This is a genomic window from Saccharothrix coeruleofusca, assembly GCF_014648515.1.
GTDB classification, from domain to species: Bacteria; Actinomycetota; Actinomycetes; order Mycobacteriales; family Pseudonocardiaceae; genus Actinosynnema; species Actinosynnema coeruleofuscum.
Genome location: NZ_BMRG01000004.1, coordinates 54,727 through 54,942, shown reverse-complemented (window position 1 = coordinate 54,942; position 216 = coordinate 54,727). Strand labels below are relative to the sequence as shown.

The following is a 216-nucleotide window of genomic DNA, read 5'->3' as shown; positions in this document are numbered from 1 at the left end:
TCCGCCAGCGGCACCCGCCGGGCGATGTCGATGTGCAGTTCGTGGCGGTCGACCAGCTCCACCAGCTGCGCCAGCTGTTCGGCGTCGCTGCGGACGAACACGTCGACGCCGCGCACGCCGCGGTCCTCGTCGGACGGCGCGGGCATCCACACCGTGGTGTTGACCAGGGTGCCGCCGGGACGGATCAGGGTGACCAGCGCGGCCAGCCGCTCCGGG

The 216-nt window shown here is 73.6% G+C and carries 1 pseudogene; it reads right to left on the bottom strand.

The features are described 5' to 3' along the window. A pseudogene (locus IEZ00_RS36525) lies at positions 1-216 on the bottom strand (NADP-dependent oxidoreductase); the annotation flags it as partial.